This is a genomic window from Serratia sp. OS31 (assembly GCF_014164835.1).
Classification (GTDB): domain Bacteria; phylum Pseudomonadota; class Gammaproteobacteria; order Enterobacterales; family Enterobacteriaceae; genus Serratia; species Serratia liquefaciens_A.
Map to the genome: position 1 here is coordinate 120,131 of NZ_JACJFQ010000009.1, position 19,421 is coordinate 139,551.

Here is a 19,421-nt window from a genome sequence, read left to right on the forward strand (position 1 = left end):
GCACCGGATCCGGTGCCCATGCGGGGTTATTTTCTTTTGATCGGCGGCTGTTTTTTCTGCCAGGCCAGCAGTTCGAAGACGCCAAAGATGAAGATCTTGGCTTCTTGCCAGTAGCTTATCGGCTGATCTTTCGGCTGCGTGGACTTCAGCAGAACCAGCTGCAGCCCGTGCATCACCACCATAAAGAACAGCGCCACGTCGATGAAATATTTCAGCGGCTTGGGAAAGGGGTGAAACAGGTTGGAGAGCAGAAAGCCCCACACGCACAGCATCAGCAGGCGACCCAGATTAATCAGCATTTTCGGTTTTCTCTTGCGAACGGATATAAAGACGATAAGCCACCTGCCCGGCGACTTTTTCGCGGTGTAACTGCCAGTTGGCCGGGACATCAGCGGCGGCGCTTTCGGCTTCGGCCTCTACGTAGATCCAGGCCTCATCGGCCAGCCAGCCCTGCTGCTCCAGCAGCGTGACGGTTTCGGCCAGCAATCCTTTACGAAAAGGCGGATCGAGAAACACCACGTCAAACGGCTGAGCGGGGGTCGCCAGCCAGCTCAACGCGTTGGTATTGACCACCTTGCCATTGCCTTGCAGCAGGGCCAGATTTTTTTCCAGTTGCTGCGCCACCGGGCGCTCAAACTCCAACAGAGTGACGCTGCCGGCATAGCGCGACAGCGCTTCCAGGCCGAGTGCGCCGCTACCGGCGAAACAATCCAGGCAACGTGCGCCCTGGATCACCGGCGCCAGCCAGTTGAACAGGGTTTCACGAACGCGATCGGTGGTCGGACGCAGCCCGGGGCTGTTGGGTACCGGCAGTTTTCGTCCGCGCCATTGGCCGCCGATAATGCGGATCTGCCCGGCCGCAGCCTGAGGCGCTTTTTTTGCCGATGCCCGTGGCGATATTCTTGTCATAGGTTTGCTTTGATGGTTTTTCTGGCGATGAGGCCGAATGAGTTAACGATCAGTTGCCGCTATTCTACCGGTGAGACGCGCCGGGGGAAACGGTAAAACTTTGTTGCCTGATTTCACAGTGGAAAGCGTGCCGGATGCGTGTTGCTGGGCGAGGGAAAGTGATAGACTCGGCGAATTATTGTCAGCATAAGCAAGCCTTCGGTACGGAGTAGAGTCATAACATGGCAAAAGATAAGAAACGCGGGTTTTTCTCCTGGCTGGGCTTCGGCCAGAAGGAAGAAGAGCAACAGCAACCTGAGACGCCGGTAGAAGCGGCGGAGGATCAGGCCGTGGAGGTCCCGGCTGAGCCGGTCGCTCCCAAGCTGGATGACCAGCTCCCCGCGCAGGAATCTGAACCTGCCGCCTCCGTAGAGACGCCTGGGGAGTGGGACGGCAGTCTGACCGGCGAGCATATTGCAGAAAGCGTGCCGGCCGTCGTCGAACACTCTGCCCCGGCAGAAAAGCTGGCGGAAGAGATTGTCACCCTCACCGAACAGGTGGCGGCGGAGCAACTGCCGGCAGTTGAAGAAATTGCCGAACCGGTGGCTGTGGTTCAGCCTGAACCCGAACCCGCCATTGAGCCCGAGCCCGAAGCGGCGGTGATATCAGAACCCGAAGTGATTACGCCAGAGCCGATTATTGCGTCAGAGCCGGAAGTGATTGCGCCTGAACCTATTATCGTGCCAGAGCCAGAGCCAGAGCCAGAGCCAGAGCCAGAGCCAGAGCCAGAGCCAGAGCCAGAGCCAGAGACAGAGCCAGAGCCAGAGCCAGAGCCAGAGCCAGAGCCAGAGCCAGAGCCAGAGCCAGAACCAGAACCAGAACCATTACCGGCCAGCGTGGCGCTGGAACCGATTATCGTCGCGCCGGCCATTGAAGAAGAAAAAGAAGCTGAACTGTTGGTCCCTGCGGTCACTCAGGAACAGGAACGCCCGACCAAAGAAGGCTTCTTTGCCCGGCTGAAACGCAGCCTGGTGAAAACCAAGCAAAATTTGGGTTCCGGTTTTGTTGGCCTGTTCCGCGGCAAGAAAATTGACGACGAGCTGTTTGAAGAGCTGGAAGAACAGCTGTTGATTGCCGATGTCGGCGTGGAAACCACGCGTAAAATCATTACCTCTCTGACTCAGCATGCCAGCCGCAAGCAGTTGAAAGACGCCGATGCGTTGTACGGTAAGCTGAAGGAGGAAATGTCCGAAATTCTGGCTAAAGTTGATCAGCCGCTGGATGTTGGCGGTAAAAACCCGTATGTCATTCTGATGGTTGGGGTGAACGGCGTAGGTAAAACCACCACCATCGGTAAGCTGGCTCGCCAGTTCCAGGCGGAAGGCAAATCGGTGATGCTGGCGGCGGGGGACACCTTCCGTGCCGCGGCGGTAGAGCAACTGCAGGTGTGGGGCGAGCGCAACCGTATTCCGGTGGTGGCGCAGCATACCGGCGCGGATTCCGCCTCGGTGATTTACGACGCGGTCCAGGCTGCCAAGGCCCGCGGTATCGACGTGCTGCTGGCCGATACGGCAGGGCGTTTGCAGAACAAAGCGCACCTGATGGAAGAGCTGAAGAAGATCGTCCGCGTCATGAAAAAACTGGACGACCAGGCCCCCCATGAGGTTATGCTGACTCTCGATGCCAGCACCGGACAGAATGCTGTCAGCCAGGCGAAATTATTTAATGAAGCCGTGGGCTTAACCGGTATCACACTGACTAAACTGGACGGTACCGCCAAGGGCGGGGTGATCTTCGCCATTGCCGATCAGTTCGGTATCCCGATTCGCTATATCGGCGTTGGGGAAGGCATCGAAGATTTGCGGCCGTTTAAGGCTGACGATTTTATTGAGGCACTTTTTGCCCGAGAGGATTAATACGGATGATTCGCTTTGAACAGGTCAGTAAAGCTTATCTGGGCGGACGGCAGGCCCTGCAGGGGGTAGATTTCCATCTGCGCCCGGCAGAGATGGCGTTTCTGACCGGCCATTCCGGCGCGGGGAAGAGTACCCTGCTGAAACTGATTTGTGGTATCGAACGGCCAAGCGCCGGCCATATTTGGTTTGGCGGCCATGACATCAGCCGGTTGAAAAACCGTGAGGTGCCGTTCCTGCGTCGTCAGATCGGCATGATTTTCCAGGACCACCATTTGCTGCTGGATCGCACGGTGTATGACAACGTGGCGATGCCACTGATCATCGCCGGTGCCAGCACCGAAGACATCCGTCGCCGCGTTTCCGCTGCGTTGGACAAGGTCGGGCTGCTGGATAAGGCGAAAAACTTCCCGATTCAGCTTTCCGGCGGTGAGCAGCAGCGTGTGGGGATCGCCCGTGCGGTGGTCAACAAGCCGGCGGTACTGCTGGCGGATGAGCCTACCGGTAACCTGGACGATGCGCTGTCGGAAGGCATTCTGCGCCTGTTCGAAGAGTTTAACCGCGTGGGTGTCACCGTGCTGATGGCCACCCATGACACCGGGCTGATCGCCCGTCGCAATTACCGCATTCTGCGCCTGAGTCAGGGCCGCATGGCTGGAGGAGCGCATCATGGCGAATAATGCAAAAACCGCCAAGAGCAAAGCGCTGCGTGGCGGCTGGCGAGAACAATGGCGCTATGCCTGGATGAACGCCGTCAAGGATATGCTGCGCCAGCCACTGGCGACGCTGCTGACGGTGATGGTAATCGCCATCTCCCTGACGCTGCCAAGCGTGTGTTATATCGTTTGGAAAAACGTCAGCACCGCGGCGACGCAGTGGTACCCCACGCCACAGTTAACGGTGTACCTGGATAAATCCCTGGATGACGACGCGGCGGTGAAAGTGCTCGACGCCATCAAGGCGGAAGCCGGCGTAGAGAAAGTGAATTACCTGTCGCGTGAAGAGGCCCGGGGCGAGTTCCGCAACTGGTCCGGCTTTGGCGGCGCGCTGGACATGCTGGAAGAGAACCCGTTGCCGGCAGTGGCTATCATCACGCCGAAAATGAGCTTCCAAAGTTCCGACACCCTCAATACCCTGCGCGATCGCGTAGCGGCGGTGCAGGGTGTGGATGAAGTGCGAATGGACGACAGCTGGTTTGCCCGTCTGGCTGCACTGACCGGGCTGGTGGGGCAAGTGGCCGCGATGATCGGCGTGCTGATGGTGGTGGCGGTGTTCCTGGTGATCGGCAACAGCGTACGTCTGAGCATCTTCAGCCGTCGCGATACCATCAACGTGATGAAGCTGATTGGTGCCACCGACGGTTTCATCCTGCGGCCGTTCCTGAACGGCGGTGCGATGCTGGGCTTCTTTGGCGCATTGCTGTCGTTGGTGTTGTCCGGGGCGATGGTATGGCGACTGGAGTCGGTGGTCACCGGCGTGGCCAAGGTGTTCGGCACCACCTTTACCCTGCACGGCCTGGGTTGGGACGAGGCGTTGCTGCTGTTGATTGTCTCTGCGATGATCGGCTGGATCGCCGCCTGGCTGGCGACGGTGCAACATTTACGCCGATTTACACCACAATAAAGATTTTTTGGTATACTCTTCTCCTGCTGCTCCGAGCGTGTTGTGGGAGAAGAGCTACCGGCACTAATCTAAGCCTCATCCAGTCTCTTCTTAGCGCACAAATTCCCTATCGGCCTGAGTCTTCGTCACGTATTGTCATGCACAATGCGATCGAAAAACTGTGAACTAATAGGGCGGAACGCGGTCAAAATCTGCAGCAAAATGTTATGGTGCCCGGCGTGTGGACCGCTTTTGCAATAGCAACTGCCGTAAAATCAATCTTTTCCCCGCCGTGACAATCACCTGCATGACCTGTTTTTTCAAGAGAGGGTTTGAATGACCAAAGAAATGCAAACTTTAGCTTTAGTGCCCCAGGGCAGTTTGGAAGCCTATATCCGGGCCGCCAACACCTATCCGATGCTGACGGCAGAGGAAGAGCGGGAGCTGGCTGAACGGCTGCATTATCAGGGCGATCTGGAAGCCGCTAAGCAGCTCATCCTGTCTCACCTGCGCTTTGTCGCTCATATTGCCCGCAATTACTCCGGTTACGGCCTGCCGCAGGCAGACCTGATCCAGGAAGGTAATATTGGCCTGATGAAAGCTGTTCGCCGCTTCAACCCAGAGGTTGGTGTGCGTCTGGTTTCCTTTGCGGTGCATTGGATCAAGGCAGAAATTCACGAGTACGTACTGCGCAACTGGCGTATCGTTAAAGTGGCTACCACCAAAGCACAGCGCAAGCTGTTCTTTAACCTGCGTAAAACCAAGCAGCGTCTGGGCTGGTTCAATCAGGACGAGGTGGAATTGGTCGCTCGCGAGTTGGGCGTGACCAGTAAGGACGTCCGCGAGATGGAATCCCGCATGGCGGCGCAGGACATGACGTTCGATCCTACGCCGGACGACGAAGCCCGTGATGGCCAGTCTATGGCGCCGGTGCTGTACCTGCAGGATAAAAGCTCGGACTTCGCCGAAGGCATCGAGGAAGATAACTGGGAAAGCAACGCCGCAGACAAACTGGCCTATGCGCTGGAAGGTCTGGACGAGCGTAGCCAGCATATCATTCGCGCCCGCTGGTTGGATGACGACAATAAATCCACGCTGCAAGAGCTGGCCGATCAGTACGGTGTTTCCGCTGAGCGTGTGCGCCAGCTAGAAAAGAACGCCATGAAGAAACTGAAAATGGCGATCGAAGCCTAATCCCACATAAGCGTTAAAAAGCCCGGCTAGCCGGGCTTTTTTGTGCCTGAAATTCGACGTTATGGCGTAACCGCCGCGAAATCTGGTGCCGGGCAATCGTAGCCAAACTTGTTGGCCCAGCTGTAACGCGTCCCGGTATTGATATAGCGCTGATACAGCGCCCGGCCGGTTTTCGCGTCACGTTTGATCACCCAACTAGCGGCATTGCACAGCACGGCGGCATAGGCCTGGCTTTTTGGCGGCAGTAAGTCGGCGGCCTGCTGCGCCAGATCAACCGCCTGCCAGCGGTAGTGCAGGAAGCGATTATCCTGTGGCGGCAATGCCGCTTTGGCCCGAGCCGCCTCTGCGTTGCTGATCCAGCTCTTATGCTTGAGCTCGCGCGTATCAAAGGCATCCCCCAGATAAGAATAGCCCGCGTCATAAATCGCATAATCTGGCGTCATCTCATAACCCGTGAATACCAGCCCCTGGCTGCGCAGCAGCGTTGCCGCCTGATAGTAGGCTTTGGCGCGCGCCAGTTTGTCAGCGGTTTTGTCCTGCGCCGCTTTCAGCGTATCGGCGTACTGTTGGGCAACCTGACGATAGTTCGGGATATCAAAGTAGGCCATTGCTTCTTGAGGGCGTCCGGCGCGCATCAGCCGCCGCGCCAGCAGCTCGCGCAGTTGCACATCCGGCGTAAGCAGCTGGCCGTTGTAGTCGTCGGGATTGACCGGTTTCAACGGCGTAGCCGGGGCCGGTACATGCTTATCAACAAAGCCTTTCAGCTCATCGATGGAGAGCACGCGTTCGGCCACGTCGGCGACGTCCGCCCAGTAAATTTCTTTGCCGCGATAAAGGAAGTCCATTGCCTGCAGATAGTCGCCGCGATCCAGGGCCAGAATGGCCTGCTCCCCCGCCACCCGGCATTCGGGCACGATGGTTTCTGGCGTAAAGTCCGCGTTGCGCTGTTCGCCCCAGCTTTCATTGGAGGGGAACGCGGCCGCTGCTTTGGCGTAGTCTGCGGTGGCGGCTTTAACATCCCCGTCGCGCAGCGCCATCTTGGCGCGCAGCCACCAGGCCAAACCGCTGTCACCGGCATGTTTCAGCAGGCTGGCGGCCATCGGGTACTGCCCGGCGCGATAGGCCAGCGCCGCCAGCCGATCGCTGCCGCTGAAGCCGCTTTTCACCGAGGCATCCAGCAGCGTCAGAATCTGGCTGATGATCTGCGCAGAACGGGTGCCGGTGCCGTCCGTGTCCGCCATTTGCAGATTGCTGCTGCGGGCAAACAGCTCAATGGTGACCAGTTGTTGGATCAGCGGGTCGGCGATCGCCTGTTTCAAGGCCTCGAAGTGATCGGGATTGACCAGGTAACTGGAGACGTACTGCAACGACAGCCCACCCTCCTGGTCGCCCTGTGCCGCCTGTTGCGCATACAACCTGGCCGCCTGAGGGATATCGCCCAGCCAAAGATGAATACGGGCCTGCTGCCCCAGGCTGCTCAGCGCCAGTTGATCAGGATCGGCCGTACCGCCTTTCACTTTATCAATCACCTGCTGGAAGGCCGCTAGCGCCTGCTCGAGCTGGGGCTTCGCGGGATGTTCGACTGCGATGCTCGAGCCGTCGCCTTGGTTTTCCGGCGTGCCGTGATCGCCCATCAACAACCGGCCGAGTGAATACTGTGCCCTTAGCCCCCAGTCACCTTGCTCTGCGGCAGGTAGCGCCAGAACCTGCTGGAAGTACTCACCGGCGCGTGGATCTTTGCCGGCGAAGGCCACGGCACCCAGTTGGTAAAGGCGGGCCGCATTAGACAGCCCCTGGCTATTGACCGCATCGGCCTCTTCAACGGTTTTGGCCGCGCGCATCTTGCCGATGATGACAGTTTCCGGCGACAGCGGCATCGGTTTCGGTGGCATGGCCGGCGGTGGTGCTTTCCACAACGGCAGCTGTTTATCCACTGCGACCAGGCGCCCGGCTTCAAAGGCAAAGTTGCCTTCCGGCATATACAGTAGCGTGCCGTTGCGATCGACCAGCAAACGGTTAGGGAAATCCGGCCCGCAGGCGTAGCCATTAAGCGGCATTGCCAGCGCCGAGCCGATCAGGGCAGCCAATGGAAGAGTTCGACCGCGCAGACTCCGTGTGGCGCGCGTATTAAGGTATGACAAGGGTGCCTCCTGGCGTCAGTTGTTGGCAGCGCAGCCAGCCCAGCGGCCGGGATTGTCCGGCGCGCAGCTGGTCACTGCGGATAAGCACAAAGCGTTGCCGTTGAGGCTCGCTTTCCAGCCGGTAATTGCCCGCCGCGTCCGCCGCCAGGCACTCGCTGGCGTTGATGACAATTTCATGCGGTAGTGGCGCATCCACCGGCCCGTTGTTTTGAATTATCAGATCATTTAGGCCGTTTTGCTGTGTCTGAGGGCTAAATTTTACCTGCCAGCTGACGTCAAGCGGCTGCTTTTCTATTACCGCCCGCAGCGTAGCCAGTGACCAGGCGCGGCGATCGTCCTCCAGTGGCAAACGGAACCAGATCAGGCCCAGCAGGTGCGGCGTCGTCCGTGTGTTCAACTGGCGCAGAAAATCGGCCACCTGCTGTGGCGCGACCGTCAGTTCGCGTGTTGTCCCCGTCACCCTCAAAGAGGTTTCGCTTTCAACCTGTGCGTCCTGCGCATCGAATCCAACCAGGCCCATGCCATAGGCAGGCAACGCCACCCGGAAAGGTTTTGGCGTGATTTGTGCGTACTGTTTTATCCAACGCAGCGCCAGCGGGGTGGCAAACAGCCCCTGCTCGGGCGAGAGTACGGCATGTACCTGCAGCACCGAGCTGTCTGCCTGTTGCAAGACACCGGGCAGTGCAGCTGAGCCGATCCAGGCCGGCAATGCGGTAATGCCCAGCTGCAGTGAGGAAGGTAACTGCTGGCGCAGCTGCTGCAGGAAATGTTGATACGCGGGCAGGCGGGCGGTGGCGGCGTCATGATCTATTTCAACGCCGATGACCGGCAGCCCCGCGGCCTGCCAGTGCTGAACCTGTTTAAGCAAGCGTCGGCGAATTGCCGATTCATCCAGCTGCGCCAGTTGCCCGTCCAGGCGGGCCACCAGCCACAGCGGGCGACCATCTTGTTTCAGTAAAGGGAGATTGACCGGCATTTCCCGCCAACCTTCACGCGGGTGTACCTGCAAGGCCAGCACCCGCATCACCGGGAACAGATCGCGGCTTTGTGCCAGCGCCGCATCATGCTGCGGCGTCCAAACCCGTTGCCAGACGTAAACCTGATTATCCCAGGCCGGCTGTAGCCGCAACGCCTGCTGGCGGCCACCAAACCAGGCGATTAACGCCAGCACCAGCATCAACAGTGCGAGGAGCCTGCGTTTCATCGCAGCCAGAGTTCGCCTTGCTGGGTGAAACCACAGGCGCGCATAAAGTTATCCACCTCACCGCGCTCACGCGGTGTCAGACCGGCAGTCGAAAGCTGCCAATGCGTTATCTGCGGTAACTGACGCAGCACGTCCTGCACCAGATACAGCCCGACGCCGCGACGGCGTGTCACTTCACGCACCAGCAAATCCTGCAGTTGGGCACGGTCACCGTCCAGCTCGAGTTTCACCGCACCCAGCAGCCGTTCATTGAAGCGGGCGGCAAACAACGCTTTATCGCCACCCAGCCAGCTTTCCCACTGTTCCGGCTGCTGATGCGGCCAGATTTTGCCAAGGTCGATAAGGTCTTGCTGGGACAGCGTGGTTAATCGCTCAATAGTCAGTTTCATGCAGGATTTCCGAACGGCTAATCGATGCCGACAGTGTAATAGATCTTGCACAGAGCGTTGTGTAAGTTTTTCTGTACGATTACTGCGCAAAATGTTTTTTGCAGGACGCATTTTCCGAGTAAATATGTAGTAAAGCGATCGAGAACCAGCATAACGCGCTGTGCCTGATGCAAAACAGCGCAGATTTAATCCGGATTTTATGCTGTTTACACCGCTTGTTTCTGATTGTGTAAGTTGATTTGCAGCAGAAAATTCCTGTTTAATGGCATGAAAAATAAAGTCTTATTAGAAAATATTGCCACAAAAACACCTAAATCATTATTACTTATGAATAAAAGCAGTAAATAAGGGTCAGGTGCCGGCAAACACAACAGGTACGTTCACAACGACAGAGGGGGATTTGCGGATGAAATTAACAAAGGGTAAGGCGCTGTTGGCGGGTTGTATCGCGATGGCTATCGGGCATTCGGCAATGGCGAAAGACATCAAGGTGGCGATCGTCGGGGCGATGTCCGGCCCGGTGGCGCAGTATGGCGATATGGAATTCACTGGCGCCCGTCAGGCGATTGCCGATATCAACGCCAAGGGCGGTATCAAGGGCGACAAGCTGGTCGGCGTGGAATATGACGACGCCTGCGATCCAAAACAGGCGGTAGCCGTCGCCAACAAGGTGATCAATGACGGTATCCGCTATGTGATTGGCCACCTGTGCTCATCCTCGACGCAGCCGGCTTCCGACATTTATGAAGATGAAGGCGTAATCATGATCACCCCGGCGGCCACTAACGCCGATCTGACCACTCGCGGTTACAAAATGATCATGCGTACCACCGGCCTGGATTCCGATCAGGGGCCGACGGCGGCGAAATACATCCTCAGCGAGATCAAACCCAAGCGCATTGCCGTGGTGCACGACAAGCAGCAGTACGGCGAAGGCCTGGCGCGCTCGGTGCGCGACAGCCTGAAAAAGCAGGGCACCGACGTGGTGATGTTTGAAGGTATCACCGCTGGCGATAAAGATTTCTCCACCCTGGTGGCGCGCCTGAAGAAAGAAAACGTCGATTTCGTTTACTTTGGTGGTTACTACCCGGAAATGGGCCAGATCCTGCGCCAGGCTAAACAGGCCGGTTTGACCACCCGCTTTATGGGGCCGGAAGGCGTGGGCAACTCCTCGCTGTCCAACATCGCCGGTGCGGCCTCTGAAGGCATGCTGGTGACCTTGCCCAAGCGTTACGATCAGGTGCCGGCCAACAAACCGGTGGTGGATGCGCTTAAAGCCAAAAAGTTGGATCCAACCGGGCCGTTCGTCTGGACCACTTACGCAGCGTTGCAATCTCTGACTGCCGGGATGGAGCGCAGCGGCAGCCAGGAACCGGCCGATATCGTCAAGGATCTGAAAACCGGCAAGCCGGTGGACACCGTGATGGGGCCGTTGAGCTGGGATGACAAAGGCGATCTTAAAGGCTTCGAGTTCGGCGTGTTCGAATGGCATGCCGATGGCACTTCAACGCCGATTAAATAAGCCATAATAATTAGGGTAGGGCGCAGCTAGCTGCGCCCGCAGGCCGGCTTACCGGCCCGCACCCCTTTACCTGAATTTCTCTCCGCGTTCAGGTTTGCTATAAAAGCGCAGCCAAGGGTTAGAGTATGTCTGAGCAGGTTCTCTATTTTCTGCAGCAAATGTTCAACGGCGTCACGTTGGGCAGCACCTATGCATTGATCGCCATCGGTTACACCATGGTCTACGGCATCATCGGCATGATCAACTTCGCCCACGGCGAGGTGTACATGATCGGCAGCTATGTCTCCTTTATTGTTATCGCCGCCCTGATGATGATCGGCATCGACGTCGGTTGGCTGCTGATTGGCGCGGCTTTTCTGGTATCGATCGTGATCGCCAGCGCTTACGGCTGGAGCATCGAGCGGGTGGCCTACAAGCCGGTACGCAGTTCCAAACGCCTGATCGCGCTGATTTCCGCCATAGGGATGTCGATATTCCTGCAAAACTACGTCAGCCTGACCCAGGGGTCGCGCGACCTGGCGTTGCCAAGCCTGGTCACCGGGCAATGGGTACTGGGGGAAAGCAACGGCTTTGCCGCCACCATCAGCACCATGCAATTGATCATCTGGGGCGTTACCTTCCTGGCGATGCTGGCGTTGACGATGTTTATTCGCTATTCACGCATGGGCCGCGCCTGCCGCGCCTGTGCGGAGGATTTGAAGATGGCCAGCCTGCTGGGCATCAATACCGACCGGGTGATCTCGCTGACCTTTGTCATCGGCGCGGTGATGGCGGCGGTCGCCGGCGTACTGCTCGGGCAATTCTACGGAGTGATTAACCCCTATATTGGCTTTATGGCCGGCATGAAGGCCTTCACCGCGGCGGTGCTGGGCGGCATCGGCAGCATCCCCGGCGCGATGATTGGCGGCCTGGTCCTGGGGGTGGCGGAAGCGCTGACTTCGGCTTACCTGAGCACCGAATATAAAGACGTGGTGTCGTTCGCGCTGCTGATTGTGGTGCTGCTGATCATGCCAACCGGCATCCTTGGGCGTCCGGAGGTTGAGAAGGTATGAAACTCAATTTGCTCAACGCGCTGATCGCCACCCTGGTGCTGTTTGTGATGGCTTCATTCCTGATGGGCATGCAGCTGAGCCTGGACGGCACCAAACTGGTGGTGCACGGCGCGGCGGAAGTGCGCTGGATGTGGATCGGCATCGGCTGCGTCATCGTGTTTTTCTTCCAACTGCTGCGCCCGCTGATGCAGCACGGGCTGAAAAAAATCTCCGGCCCGGCCTGGGTATTACCGAGCTTCGATGGCACGACCGCCCGGCAGAAGCTGTTGGCCGCAGCAATCATTATCGCCGCGGTTGCCTGGCCGTTTCTGGTCTCACGCGGCTCGGTGGATATCGCCACGCTGACGTTGATCTACGTGATGTTGGGCCTGGGCCTGAACGTAGTGGTGGGGCTGTCCGGTTTGCTGGTGTTGGGCTACGGCGGTTTCTATGCGATTGGCGCTTACACTTACGCACTGCTGAACCATTATTACGGCCTGGGTTTCTGGGAGAGCCTGCCGCTGGCGGGTATGGTCACCGCCCTCTTTGGTTTTCTGCTCGGATTCCCGGTGCTGCGCCTGCGCGGCGATTATCTGGCGATTGTCACGCTGGGGTTCGGTGAGATCGTGCGCATCCTGTTGTTGAACAATACCGAGATCACCGGCGGGCCGAACGGCATCAGCCAGATCCCGAAACCGACCTTTTTCGGCCTGGAGTTCAACCGCAGCGCGCGTGACGGCGGCTGGGACACCTTCCATAACTTCTTTGGCCTGAAATATGATCCGAGCGATCGCATTGTCTTTTTGTACCTGGTGGCGTTGTTGCTGGTGGTACTGACGCTGTTTGTGATCAACCGCCTGCTGCGCATGCCGTTGGGCCGTGCCTGGGAAGCCTTACGTGAAGATGAAATCGCCTGCCGTTCGCTGGGGCTTAATCCGACCAGAATCAAACTGACCGCTTTTACCATCAGCGCTGCCTTCGCCGGTTTTGCCGGTACGCTGTTCGCTGCGCGCCAGGGCTTCGTCAGCCCGGAATCCTTCACCTTTGTCGAGTCGGCCTTCGTGTTGGCGATCGTGGTCTTGGGCGGCATGGGATCGCAGTTCGCCGTGATCCTGGCGGCGATCCTGCTGGTGGTGTCGCGCGAACTGATGCGTGACCTGAACGAATACAGCATGCTGTTGCTGGGTGCCTTAATGGTATTGATGATGATTTGGCGGCCGCAGGGGCTGCTGCCGATGAAGCGGCCACAGCTAAAACTGAAGGCGGCGGATATCCAGGCAGGCAAGGGGGAGCAAGCATGAGCATGCAACCTTTGTTGAAGGTCGAAGGGCTGTCGATGCGCTTCGGCGGCCTGCTGGCGGTCAATAACGTGGCGCTGACGCTGAACGAGGGCGAGATTGTTTCGTTGATCGGCCCGAACGGTGCCGGAAAAACCACGGTGTTTAACTGCCTGACCGGCTTTTACCGTCCGACCAGCGGGACCATCAAACTGCGCGAGCGCCATCTGGAAGGGCTGCCCGGCCAGGCCATCGCCCGGATGGGCGTGGTGCGGACTTTCCAGCACGTACGGCTGTTTCGCGAGATGACGGTGATCGAAAACCTGTTGGTCGCACAGCATCAGCATCTGAAAAGCGGCGTGTTCGCCGGGCTGCTGAAAACGCCGGCCTTCCGCCGTGCCGAAGCCGATGCGCTGGAGCGCGCCTCGGTTTGGTTACAACGGGTTGGCCTGCTGGAGATGGCGAACCGTTCGGCGGGTAATCTGGCTTACGGTCAACAGCGGCGGTTGGAGATTGCGCGTTGCATGGTCACCCGGCCGGAATTACTGATGCTGGACGAGCCGGCGGCGGGCCTGAACCCGAAGGAAACCGACGAGCTGGATCACCTGATCGTCGAGCTGCGCAATCAGCATAAGGTGTCGGTGCTGTTGATTGAGCACGACATGAAGCTGGTGATGGGCATCTCCGATCGTATCTACGTGGTGAACCAGGGCACGCCGTTGGCGCAGGGCACCCCGGCAGAAATCCGTAACAACCCGGACGTGATCCGGGCCTATCTGGGCGAATAATTTATGTTGTCATTTAATCAGGTATCCGCCCATTACGGCAAAATCCAGGCGCTGCATCAGGTTAGCCTGAACATAAAACAGGGCGAGATTGTCACTCTGATCGGCGCTAACGGCGCCGGTAAAACCACGCTGCTTGGCACGCTGTGCGGTGAACCCCGCGCCAGCGAAGGCAGCATCACCTTTCTCGATCAGGACATTACCCAGTGGCAGACTTCGCGCATTATGCGCGAGGCGGTGGCGATCGTGCCGGAAGGCCGGCGGGTATTCTCGCGCATGACGGTGGAAGAGAACCTGGCGATGGGCGGTTTCTTTGCCGACCGTCACCAATATCAACAGCGCATCGAAAGGGTGTTCGGTCTGTTTCCGCGCCTGCTGGAACGCCGTACACAGCGTTCGGGTACCATGTCCGGCGGTGAGCAACAGATGTTGGCGATAGGCCGTGCACTGATGAGCCAGCCGAAGCTGCTGCTGCTCGATGAGCCCTCTCTGGGGCTGGCGCCGATCATCATTCAGCAGATTTTTGACATCATTCAACAGCTGCGTGAAGAGGGTATGACCATCTTCCTGGTCGAACAAAACGCCAATCAGGCGCTGAAACTGGCCGATCGCGGTTATGTACTGGAAAACGGGCGCGTGGTGTTGGAAGATACGGGGGCCGAATTGTTAGCAAACGAAGCAGTGAGGTCGGCGTATCTGGGCGGTTGAAATACCCGTCGAAGCGGTAGGGGGCGAATATCTTCGCCCCGAGCGACTCGGGCGCAGCGTATCGGACCCCTACAACATTTTTAACGATTACGAGAAGAATAAGAAATGAACACAGAAGGGTTACTCGCGCAGCGCATCGTAAAAGTAAAAAGCTCGGCAATCCGTGAATTGCTCAAGCACAGTAAGATGGAAAACGTCATTTCGCTGGCGGGCGGCATCCCCTCTGATGCCCTGTTTGATTTCGAAGGGCTGAGCATCGCCACTCATCAGGCGATCACCGAACAGCCGAAAAGCGCTTTTCAGTACGGTCTGACCGAAGGCAGCCCGGTGCTGCGTGAACGCATCTGCGAGCTGTGTGCCGAACGCGGCGTCACCGCCACCGCCGATGAAGTGATGGTCACGGCCGGTTCCCAGCAGGCGCTGGATCTGGTGATGCGCGCCATCGTGAATCCGGGCGACGTGTTTGTGGTGGAGCGTCCGACCTACCTGGCGGCATTGCAGACGCTGGAACTGGCGGAAGCCAACATCATGTCGGTATCGTCCGACAGTGATGGCATGGTGGTCGAAGAACTGGCCGAGCTGTTGAAAACGCAGCGCATCAAGGGTGTGTATGTGGTGCCGAACTTCGGCAACCCAAGCGGCATTACCCTGAGCGCCTCGCGTCGCGAAATGTTGGTCAAGCTGGCGGCCGAGCACAATTTCCTGATCATCGAGGATGACCCGTACGGTGAACTGCGTTTTACCGACGAGCGTAACGCGACGCTGCACCAGGTTTCACAGCAGGTGCTGGGCCATACCGATAATATTATCTATACCTCGACCTTCTCCAAGATCCTGGCTCCGGGCTTACGTTTGGGCTGGGCTATCCTGCCGCCGTTTTTGCTGCATAAAGTGGCGATCATCAAGCAGGCGGCGGATCTGCATGCCAGCGCATTGTCGCAAAGCATCGTAGAGTGTTACCTGGGGCTGGGTCGCCTGCCGGCGCAGATCGAAAAGATCCGCGCGGCTTACAAACAAAAAGGCGAGATCCTCGCCGGACTGGTGGAAAAAGAGCTGGGTGACCATATCAGCTTCGATATGCCAAAAGGCGGCATGTTCCTGTGGGCGCGTTTCCGTCAGCCGTTCAACGCCACCGAATGGCTGAAAACCACCCTGCAGCAGGGCGTGGTGTTTGTGCCAGGAGAGTACTTCTTCTCCGACAACCCGGATCGTTCGACTTTCCGCCTGTCTTTCGCCACTGCCACTGAACAGCAAATGCAGGAAGCGGTCGCTCGGCTGCGTCGTTCACTGTAATCCTCACGGCGGCGGGGAAGGTTCTCCGTCGCCGACATCAAACCGCAATCTGCACTTCACCCTTCCGTCATCTGGCTGTCACCTGACAGTTATATTTCTGTCATCCGAGCATGGCATGTTATCCCCGTCATCTTTCAAGCCGCAGCGTTGTTGCCTGCCCTGATGTTTCCCTGTCACTTAGTTATCTAAGCTCCAAGGGATCCATCAGGTTGCCGTCTAGCCGCGACTTGAAAGCTATAGGGGAACACTTCCGAACAAGAATTGATTCTTTTCGCACACGCGCTTATTACACCAGCTTTTTTCAGGAGTTAGGCATGCTCACCTACGCTATTCGCAAAACCACGCTGTGCGTCGCGTTGACCCTGGTGGTCAGCACTCAGGCACTGGCGGCGACCGAGATCCCGTTCTGGCATTCGATGGAGGGCGAACTGGGTAAAGAAGTGGACTCCCTGGCGGACCGCTTTAACCAGTCGCACACCGACGTCAAAATTGTTCCGGTTTATAAAGGCAACTACGAACAGAGCCTGGCGGCGGGCATCGCGGCTTACCGCTCCGGTAAAGCGCCGGCGATCCTGCAGGTGTATGAAGTGGGTACCGCCACCATGATGGCCAGCAAGGCGATCAAGCCGGTGTATGAAGTGTTTAAAGACGCGGGCATCAGTTTCGACGAATCGGTATTCGTGCCTACGGTGTCCGGTTACTACACCGACAACAAAAGCGGGCACCTGCTGTCGCAGCCGTTCAGCAGCTCCACCCCGGTGCTGTATTACAACAAAGATGCCTTCAAGAAAGCCGGCTTGAACCCGGACCAGCCGCCAAAAACCTGGCAGGAGCTGGCGGCGGACACCGCCAAACTGCGTGAAGCCGGCATGAAATGCGGCTATGCCAGTGGCTGGCAGGGTTGGATCCAACTGGAGAACTTCAGTGCCTGGCACGGTGTGCCATTCGCCACAGAGAACAATGGTTTTGGTGGCGCGAGCGCCAAGCTGGAGTTCAACAAGCCGTTGCAGGTCAAGCATATCCAACTGCTGGAAGAGATGAACAAAAAAGGTGACTTCACCTATTTCGGCCGTAAAGACGAATCCACCGAGAAGTTCTACAGCGGTGACTGTGCCATTACTACCGCTTCATCCGGCTCGTTGGCGGACATCAAGCATTACGCCAAATTCAACTATGGCGTGGGCATGATGCCGTATGACGCCGATGCCAAAAATGCGCCGCAGAACGCCATTATCGGTGGCGCCAGCCTGTGGGTGATGAACGGCAAAGATGCCGCCACCTATAAAGGCGTAGCCGAGTTCCTGCAGTATCTGGCACAGCCGGAGATCGCCGCCGAGTGGCACCAGAAGACCGGCTATCTGCCGATCACCACGGCAGCGTACGACCTGACCAAACAACAGGGGTTCTATGACAAGAATCCAGGGGCGGACGTGGCGACGCGTCAAATGCTGAACAAGCCGCCATTGCCGTTCACCAAGGGGCTGCGTTTGGGCAATATGCCGCAAATCCGCACCGTCGTGGATGAAGAGCTGGAGGGCGTGTGGACCGGTAAGAAAACGCCACAGCAGGCATTGGATGCCGCCGTACAGCGCGGTGATGTGTTGCTGCGTCGCTTCGAGTCCTCGACCAAGTAAGCCTGTGTTAAGGGCGCAATTTATTGTGCCCCAGCAGAAGTACGGGCTCAGCATGCTGAGCCCGTACTTCCACGGTCATATTTCAGTACCTGAAAACGGTTAACCCCTATGTCATCTTCCCGTCCCGGTTTCGGCTGCAGTTGGCTGCCCTATGTTCTGGTGCTGCCGCAGTTGCTGATCACCGCAATCTTCTTTCTGTGGCCTGCCGGTGAGGCGCTGTGGTATTCGGTGCAAAGCCTCGATCCGTTCGGCCTGTCCAGCCAGTTTGTCGGGCTGGACAACTTTACCCAACTGTTCCACGACCCTTACTACCTGGACTCGTTTTACACCACGCTGATTTTCAGTTTCCTGGTGGCGGGTATCGGGCTGGTCGTGTCGTTGTTCTTCGCCGCGTTAGTGGATTACGTGCTGCGCGGCAGCCGGATCTACCAAACGCTGATGATCCTGCCTTACGCCGTGGCGCCCGCGGTGGCGGCGGTGCTGTGGATTTTCCTGTTCAACCCCGGCCTGGGGCTGATTACCCATTTCCTCAACGGACTGGGCTACAACTGGAACCATGCGCAAAACAGCGGACAGGCGATGTTCCTGGTAGTGTTGGCCTCGGTATGGCAGCAAATCAGCTATAACTTCCTGTTTTTCCTGGCTGCGCTGCAGTCTATTCCACGTTCTCTGGTTGAGGCGGCGGCCATTGACGGTGCTGGCCCGGTACGGCGTTTCTTTAATCTGGTGCTGCCGTTAATCACGCCGGTCAGCTTCTTCCTGCTGGTGGTGAATCTGGTGTACGCCTTCTTCGATACCTTCCCGGTGATCGATGCCGCGACCGGCGGCGGACCGGTACAGTCCACCACCACGCTGATCTACAAGATTTACCGCGAAGGCTTTGCCGGTCTGGATCTGTCCAGCTCTGCGGCACAGTCGGTGATCCTGATGTTGCTGGTGATTGGCCTGACGGTGATCCAGTTCCGTTTTGTCGAACGTAAGGTGCGTTACCAATGATAGAGAACCGACGCGGGCTGGACATTTTCAGCCACGTAATGCTGATTATCGGCGTGCTGGTGGTGCTGTTCCCGCTGTACGTGGCCTTCGTGGCGGCTACGCTGGACGACAAACAGGTGTTTCAGGTACCGATGACCCTGATCCCCGGTGGTCACCTGTGGGAAAACATCCGCAATATTTGGCAGGGTGGCGTGGGCAACCTTAAGGTGCCGTTTTCGCTGCTGCTGTTGAACAGCGTGGTGATGGCGCTGGCCATCACCTTCGGCAAGATTGTGGTGTCGGTGTTGTCCGCCTATGCCATCGTTTATTTCCGTTTCCCGCTGCGCAGCCTGTTCTTCTGGCTGATATTCCTCACCCTGATGCTGCCGGTTGAGGTGCGTATTTTCCCGACGGTGGAGGTTATCTCCAACCTCAACCTGCTGGACAGCTACACCGGCCTGACGTTGCCGCTGATGGCGTCGGCGACCGCCACCTTCCTGCTGCGTCAGTTCTTTATGACGCTACCGGACGAACTGCTGGAAGCGGCGCGGATTGACGGTGCCGGCCCGATGCGTTTTTTCTGGGATATCGTGCTGCCGCTGTCGAAGACCAATCTGGCGGCGCTGTTCGTCATCACCTTTATCTACGGCTGGAACCAGTACCTGTGGCCGATCCTGATCACCAGCGATGCTTCGATGGGCACCGCGGTGGCGGGTATCAAGAGCATGATCTCCACCTCCGGCGCGCCGACCCAGTGGAATCAGGTGATGGCGGCGATGATTCTGACTTTAATTCCACCGCTGACGGTGGTTCTTCTGATGCAGCGCTGGTTTGTACGCGGCCTGGTTGATAGCGAAAAGTAACG

Annotated in this window: 18 protein-coding genes; 13 read left to right on the top strand and 5 right to left on the bottom strand. The window is 57.9% G+C overall.

Features of this window, described 5'->3' with window-relative positions; genetic code table 11:
• Positions 1–26: 26 nt before the first annotated feature.
• Together H5P17_RS10400 and rsmD are read right to left on the bottom strand one after the other, a co-directional pair.
• Positions 27–299, bottom strand: a complete 273-nt coding sequence (locus tag H5P17_RS10400; protein WP_006317223.1) for a DUF1145 family protein — start codon at positions 297–299, stop codon at positions 27–29.
• Positions 289–909 (bottom strand): 16S rRNA (guanine(966)-N(2))-methyltransferase, encoded by a 621-nt coding sequence (rsmD, locus tag H5P17_RS10405; protein WP_044554439.1) that lies wholly within the window; start codon positions 907–909, stop codon positions 289–291. The genes H5P17_RS10400 and rsmD overlap by 11 nt, the downstream gene beginning before the upstream one ends.
• Positions 910–1,130: 221 nt before the next feature.
• Between rsmD and ftsY the strand changes: the two genes are divergently transcribed.
• From ftsY to rpoH, 4 genes are all read left to right on the top strand, one after another.
• Positions 1,131–2,804: a signal recognition particle-docking protein FtsY gene (gene ftsY, locus H5P17_RS10410; protein WP_182822741.1), complete on the top strand. Its 1,674-nt coding sequence runs from the start codon at positions 1,131–1,133 to the stop codon at positions 2,802–2,804.
• Positions 2,805–2,809: 5 nt separating this feature from the next.
• Positions 2,810–3,481 carry a cell division ATP-binding protein FtsE gene (gene ftsE, locus H5P17_RS10415; RefSeq protein ID WP_020824813.1) on the top strand — a complete coding sequence of 224 codons (672 nt, stop codon included), beginning with the start codon at positions 2,810–2,812 and terminating at the stop codon, positions 3,479–3,481.
• Positions 3,471–4,424 (top strand): permease-like cell division protein FtsX, encoded by a 954-nt coding sequence (gene ftsX / locus H5P17_RS10420; protein WP_020824814.1) that lies wholly within the window; start codon positions 3,471–3,473, stop codon positions 4,422–4,424. Before ftsE ends, ftsX begins: the two co-directional genes overlap by 11 nt.
• A 315-nt stretch (positions 4,425–4,739) precedes the next feature.
• Positions 4,740–5,597 (top strand): RNA polymerase sigma factor RpoH, encoded by an 858-nt coding sequence (rpoH, locus tag H5P17_RS10425; RefSeq protein ID WP_020824815.1) that lies wholly within the window; start codon positions 4,740–4,742, stop codon positions 5,595–5,597.
• A gap of 59 nt (positions 5,598–5,656) precedes the next feature.
• Here the strand turns inward: rpoH and H5P17_RS10430 are convergent, their stop codons facing one another.
• The 3 genes from H5P17_RS10430 to panM all read right to left on the bottom strand — a co-directional run bounded on the left by H5P17_RS10430 (position 5,657) and on the right by panM (position 9,331).
• Positions 5,657–7,654, bottom strand: coding sequence for a hypothetical protein (locus H5P17_RS10430; protein ID WP_255477892.1), 1,998 nt, complete (start codon positions 7,652–7,654; stop codon positions 5,657–5,659).
• Positions 7,655–7,724: 70 nt separating this feature from the next.
• Positions 7,725–8,942 (bottom strand): DUF3142 domain-containing protein, encoded by a 1,218-nt coding sequence (locus tag H5P17_RS10435; protein WP_182822745.1) that lies wholly within the window; start codon positions 8,940–8,942, stop codon positions 7,725–7,727.
• Positions 8,939–9,331: an aspartate 1-decarboxylase autocleavage activator PanM gene (gene panM / locus H5P17_RS10440; RefSeq protein WP_044554443.1), complete on the bottom strand. Its 393-nt coding sequence runs from the start codon at positions 9,329–9,331 to the stop codon at positions 8,939–8,941. The genes H5P17_RS10435 and panM overlap by 4 nt, the downstream gene beginning before the upstream one ends.
• Positions 9,332–9,737: 406 nt before the next feature.
• Between panM and H5P17_RS10445 the strand changes: the two genes are divergently transcribed.
• The 9 genes from H5P17_RS10445 to ugpE all read left to right on the top strand — a co-directional run bounded on the left by H5P17_RS10445 (position 9,738) and on the right by ugpE (position 19,419).
• The gene (locus H5P17_RS10445; RefSeq protein ID WP_044554444.1) at positions 9,738–10,853 is read left to right on the top strand and encodes a branched-chain amino acid ABC transporter substrate-binding protein; all 1,116 of its coding nucleotides are present in this window, start codon (positions 9,738–9,740) and stop codon (positions 10,851–10,853) included.
• A 125-nt stretch (positions 10,854–10,978) separates the two neighbouring features.
• Positions 10,979–11,905, top strand: a complete 927-nt coding sequence (gene livH / locus H5P17_RS10450) for a high-affinity branched-chain amino acid ABC transporter permease LivH (protein ID WP_044554445.1) — start codon at positions 10,979–10,981, stop codon at positions 11,903–11,905.
• The gene (locus H5P17_RS10455; protein ID WP_122076566.1) at positions 11,902–13,185 is read left to right on the top strand and encodes a high-affinity branched-chain amino acid ABC transporter permease LivM; all 1,284 of its coding nucleotides are present in this window, start codon (positions 11,902–11,904) and stop codon (positions 13,183–13,185) included. Before livH ends, H5P17_RS10455 begins: the two co-directional genes overlap by 4 nt.
• A complete protein-coding gene (livG, locus tag H5P17_RS10460) occupies positions 13,182–13,949 on the top strand; it encodes a high-affinity branched-chain amino acid ABC transporter ATP-binding protein LivG (RefSeq protein WP_020824822.1) in 768 nt (255 codons plus the stop codon). The genes H5P17_RS10455 and livG overlap by 4 nt, the downstream gene beginning before the upstream one ends.
• A gap of 3 nt (positions 13,950–13,952) precedes the next feature.
• Positions 13,953–14,654, top strand: a complete 702-nt coding sequence (gene livF, locus H5P17_RS10465; RefSeq protein ID WP_020824823.1) for a high-affinity branched-chain amino acid ABC transporter ATP-binding protein LivF — start codon at positions 13,953–13,955, stop codon at positions 14,652–14,654.
• 105 nt (positions 14,655–14,759) lie between these two features.
• Positions 14,760–15,947: a PLP-dependent aminotransferase family protein gene (locus tag H5P17_RS10470; RefSeq protein WP_182822747.1), complete on the top strand. Its 1,188-nt coding sequence runs from the start codon at positions 14,760–14,762 to the stop codon at positions 15,945–15,947.
• 314 nt (positions 15,948–16,261) lie between these two features.
• Positions 16,262–17,581 carry a sn-glycerol-3-phosphate ABC transporter substrate-binding protein UgpB gene (gene ugpB, locus H5P17_RS10475; protein ID WP_182822749.1) on the top strand — a complete coding sequence of 440 codons (1,320 nt, stop codon included), beginning with the start codon at positions 16,262–16,264 and terminating at the stop codon, positions 17,579–17,581.
• A 108-nt stretch (positions 17,582–17,689) separates the two neighbouring features.
• Positions 17,690–18,577 (top strand): sn-glycerol-3-phosphate ABC transporter permease UgpA, encoded by an 888-nt coding sequence (gene ugpA, locus H5P17_RS10480; protein WP_044554449.1) that lies wholly within the window; start codon positions 17,690–17,692, stop codon positions 18,575–18,577.
• The gene (gene ugpE / locus H5P17_RS10485; RefSeq protein WP_044554450.1) at positions 18,574–19,419 is read left to right on the top strand and encodes a sn-glycerol-3-phosphate ABC transporter permease UgpE; all 846 of its coding nucleotides are present in this window, start codon (positions 18,574–18,576) and stop codon (positions 19,417–19,419) included. Before ugpA ends, ugpE begins: the two co-directional genes overlap by 4 nt.
• Positions 19,420–19,421: the final 2 nt, after the last annotated feature.